Below are 4,031 nucleotides of genomic sequence, written 5' to 3' on the forward strand. Positions count from 1 at the left end.
CGAGAAGGGCCCCGCCTTACGGCGGGGCCCTTCTCGATCGTGCGGTCCTGACGGGATTTGAACCCGCGGCCTCCACCTTGACAGGGTGGCGAGCACTCCAAACTGCTCCACAGGACCAGGCGCCCCTCCCAGTCCCTTGGGGCGCTGGGGGAGTTTCGTAGCGCGGTTGCTGTCGTGCGCTGCGAAAAGAGACTGTACAGGAGCCGTGGCCCGCTGGTCGAACTCACCCTGCGTGGCGTCCGTGTCACGGAGCGGCGGCGTCGATCGCCTTCACGATCCGCTTGTCCGAGACCGGGTACGCCGTGCCCAGGGCGTGGGCGAAGTAGCTGACCCGCAGCTCCTCGATCATCCAGCGGATGTCCAGCACCTGCTGCGGCACCGGACGCCCCCGGGGCAGCTGTTCCAGCAGCCAGGCGTACTCGTCCCGCATCTCGTGCACCTTCTCCATGCGGGTCGTGTCCCGCTGGACGTTCGCCGGCATCTGCTGGAGGCGGCGGTCCACGGCCACCAGGTACCGCATCAGGTCCGGCAGCCGGCGCAGCCCCGCCTCCGTCACGAACCCCGGCTTCACCAGGGCGTCCAGCTGCTCGCGGACGTCCCGGAGGTTGGGCAGCAGCGCGGGGCTGCGTACGGCCTTCAGCCGTCGTTCGCACGCCTGCCAGGCGGCCAGCACCTGCTGCACCTGGCCCACCGCGCGGACGGTCGTGTCGACGATCTCCGCGCGCACCTTGTCGTACAGCTTGCGGTACGACTCCTCGTCCCACACGGGCCCGCCGAAGTCCGCGATCAGCCGGTCCGCCGCCGCCGTCGCGCAGTCGTCGAACAGCGCCTGGACGGAACCGTGCGGATTCGCCGACAGGGCGAGCTTCTGGGCGTTCGTCAGCTTCTCGGATGCGAACTTCGCGGGGTTCACCGGAATGTTGCGCAGGATCAGGCGGCGCGTGCCCTTCCACATCGCCGGCTGCTGCTCCGCCTCCGTGTCGAAGAGGCGTACGGAGACCGTGTCGCCGTCGTCGACCAGCGCGGGGAACGCCTTCACCGGCTGACCGGCCCGCCGGGTCTCGAAGACGCGGGTCAGGGTGCCGACGGTCCAGTCGGTCAGTCCCTTCCGCTCCAGCGACTCGCCGCCCTCGCGCTGGGCCGTGGCGGCCGCCGCCTGGGAGAGCGCCTGGCGGGCCTTCGGCTTCAGCCGGAGCCGGAGCGCCTCCAGGTCCTTGTCCTCGGCGATCTTCCGGCGCCGTTCGTCGACGATCCGGAAGGTGACCTTCAAGTGGTCGGGGACCCTGGACCAGTCGAAGTCGTCCGCGTCGAACGGCACTCCGACCATCCGCTTCAGCTCGCGGGCCATCGTCACGGTCAGCGGCTCCTGGAGGGGCACCGCCCGCTCCAGGAACGCCTTCGCGTAGTTCGGCGCCGGCACGTAGTTGCGGCGGATCGGCTTGGGGAGGGAACGGATCAGCTCCGTGACGACCTCCTCCCGCAGTCCCGGGATCTGCCAGTCGAAGCCCTCGTCCGTGACCTGGTTCAGCACCTGGAGCGGCACGTGGACCGTCACCCCGTCCGCGTCCGCACCCGGCTCGAACTGGTACGTCACCCGGAACGTGAGGGCGCCCTGCCGCCAGGAGTCCGGATAGTCGGCCTTGGTGACGGCCTCGGCCGACTCGCGGATGAGCATCTCGCGCTCGAAGTCGAGGAAGTCCGGCTGCTCGTGCCGCTTGCGCTTCCACCACGAGTCGAAGTGCGCCCCCGACACGACGTGTTCGGGCACCCGCTGGTCGTAGAAGTCGAACAGGGTCTCGTCGTCGACCAGGATGTTCCGGCGCCGCGCCCGGTGCTCCAGCTCCTCGACCTCGGTGAGCAGCCTGCGGTTGTCCGCGAAGAACTTGTGGTGCGTGCGCCAGTCGCCCTCGACCAGCGCGTTGCGGATGAACAGCTCGCGGGAGACCTCGGCGTCGATCCGGCCGTAGTTCACCTTCCGCTGGGCGACGATCGGCACGCCGTACAGCGTGACCTTCTCGTACGCCATCACCGCGGCCTGGTCCTTCTCCCAGTGCGGCTCGCTGTACGTGCGCTTCAGCAGGTGCTCGGCGAGCGGCTCGACCCACTCCGGCTCGATCTTCGCGTTGACCCGCGCCCACAGCCGGGACGTCTCCACGAGCTCCGCCGACATCACGAACCGCGGCTGCTTCTTGAACAGCGCCGAACCGGGGAAGATCGCGAACTTGGCGTTGCGCGCGCCCACGTACTCACCGCGCCCGCCGTCCTTGCGGCCGCTCTGGCCGGAGTCCTTCGACTCCTTCACGTCCTTCATCCCGATGTGGGAGAGCAGGCCGGAGAGGAGGGAGATGTGGACGCGGTCGCCGGGGGCGTCCTCCTCGTTGAGGTGGATGCCCATCTGCTTGGCGACGGTGCGCAGCTGCGTGTAGATGTCCTGCCACTCGCGGATCCGCAGGAAGTTCAGGTACTCCTGCTTGCACATGCGCCGGAAGGACGACGAGCCGCGTTCCTTCTGCTGCTCGCGCACGTAGCGCCACAGGTTGAGGTAGGCGAGGAAGTCGCTGGTCTCGTCCCGGAACCGGGCGTGCTGCTGGTCCGCCTGGGTCTGCTTGTCGGCCGGCCGCTCGCGCGGGTCCTGGATGGACAGCGCCGCCGCGATCACCATGACCTCGCGGACGCAGCCGTTGCGGTCCGCCTCCAGCACCATGCGCGCCAGCCGCGGGTCGACCGGCAGCTGGGCCAGCTTGCGCCCGGTCTCCGTCAGCCGCTTGCGGGGGTCCTTCTGCGCCGGGTCCAGCGCGCCCAGCTCCTGGAGCAGCTGTACGCCGTCGCGGATGTTCCGGTGGTCCGGCGGGTCGATGAAGGGGAACTTCTCGATCTCGCCGAGGCCCGCCGCCGTCATCTGCAGGATGACCGACGCCAGGTTGGTGCGGAGGATCTCCGCGTCCGTGAACTCCGGGCGGGTGACGAAGTCGTCCTCGCTGTACAGCCGGATGCAGATGCCGTCCGACGTACGCCCGCAGCGGCCCTTGCGCTGGTTGGCGCTGGCCTGCGACACCGGCTCGATCGGCAGCCGCTGCACCTTGGTCCGGTGGCTGTAGCGGGAGATCCGCGCGAACCCGGGGTCGATGACGTACTTGATGCCCGGCACCGTCAGCGACGTCTCCGCGACGTTGGTCGCCAGAACGATCCTGCGGCCGCTGTGCTGCTGGAAGACGCGGTGCTGCTCGGCGTGCGAGAGCCGCGCGTAGAGCGGCAGCACCTCGGTGCGGTGCCAGTCGGCGCCCCCGGCGCGGGAGTTCGCCTTCTTCGTGAGCGCGTCCGCCGTGTCCCGGATCTCCCGCTCCCCCGACAGGAAGACCAGGATGTCACCGGGCCCCTCGGCCATCAGTTCGTCGACCGCCTCCGTGATCGCGGTGATCTGATCACGGTCGGAGTCCTCGGAGTCCTCCTCGAGCAGCGGCCGGTAGCGCACCTCGACGGGGTAGGTGCGGCCGCTGACCTCGATGATCGGCGCGTCGCCGAAGTGCCGGGAGAACCGCTCCGGGTCGATGGTCGCCGAGGTGATGACGACCTTCAGGTCGGGGCGCCCGGGCAGGAGCTGGGCGAGGTAGCCCAGCAGGAAGTCGATGTTCAGCGACCGCTCGTGGGCCTCGTCGATGATGATCGTGTCGTAGGCGCGCAGCTCGCGGTCCGTCTGGATCTCGGCGAGCAGGATGCCGTCGGTCATCAGCTTCACGAAGGTCGACTCCGGGCTCACCTGGTCGGTGAACCGCACCTTCCAGCCGACGGCCTCCCGCAGGATCGTTCTGGCGACCAACGTCGCGGAGACGTCGCTGACGGTGCCGGGCATCAAGTACGTCATCGACCCCGGGTTCGCGCGGATCTCCCGCTACAGCCACCGGACCAAGGTGCAGCGGCTGCCGATCGAGCCGGTGTCGCAGGCCAGCGCCAACCAGCGCAAGGGCCGCTGCGGGCGTACGTCGGACGGCATCTGCATCCGGCTGTACAGCGAGGACGACTTCGTCACCCGC

1 protein-coding gene, 1 tRNA gene and 1 pseudogene are annotated in these 4,031 nt (G+C 69.3%); 1 reads left to right on the plus strand and 2 read right to left on the minus strand.

The genetic code is table 11. From position 1 onward, the window contains the following. Positions 1-42 precede the first annotated feature (42 nt). Positions 43-117 (minus strand) — tRNA-Asp (locus tag AOK18_RS24055). 127 nt (positions 118-244) lie between these two features. Next, positions 245-3,805, minus strand: a pseudogene (gene hrpA / locus AOK18_RS24060) (ATP-dependent RNA helicase HrpA); the annotation flags it as partial. Here hrpA and AOK18_RS31315 point away from each other — a divergent pair. Beyond that, the coding region (locus tag AOK18_RS31315; protein WP_420865639.1) for a helicase-related protein at positions 3,714-4,031 on the plus strand (318 nt) is incomplete at its 3' end. The pseudogene hrpA and the gene AOK18_RS31315 sit on opposite strands and share 92 nt — an antisense overlap.

The organism is Streptomyces prasinopilosus, assembly GCF_001419695.1.
GTDB classification, from domain to species: domain Bacteria; phylum Actinomycetota; class Actinomycetes; order Streptomycetales; family Streptomycetaceae; genus Streptomyces; species Streptomyces prasinopilosus.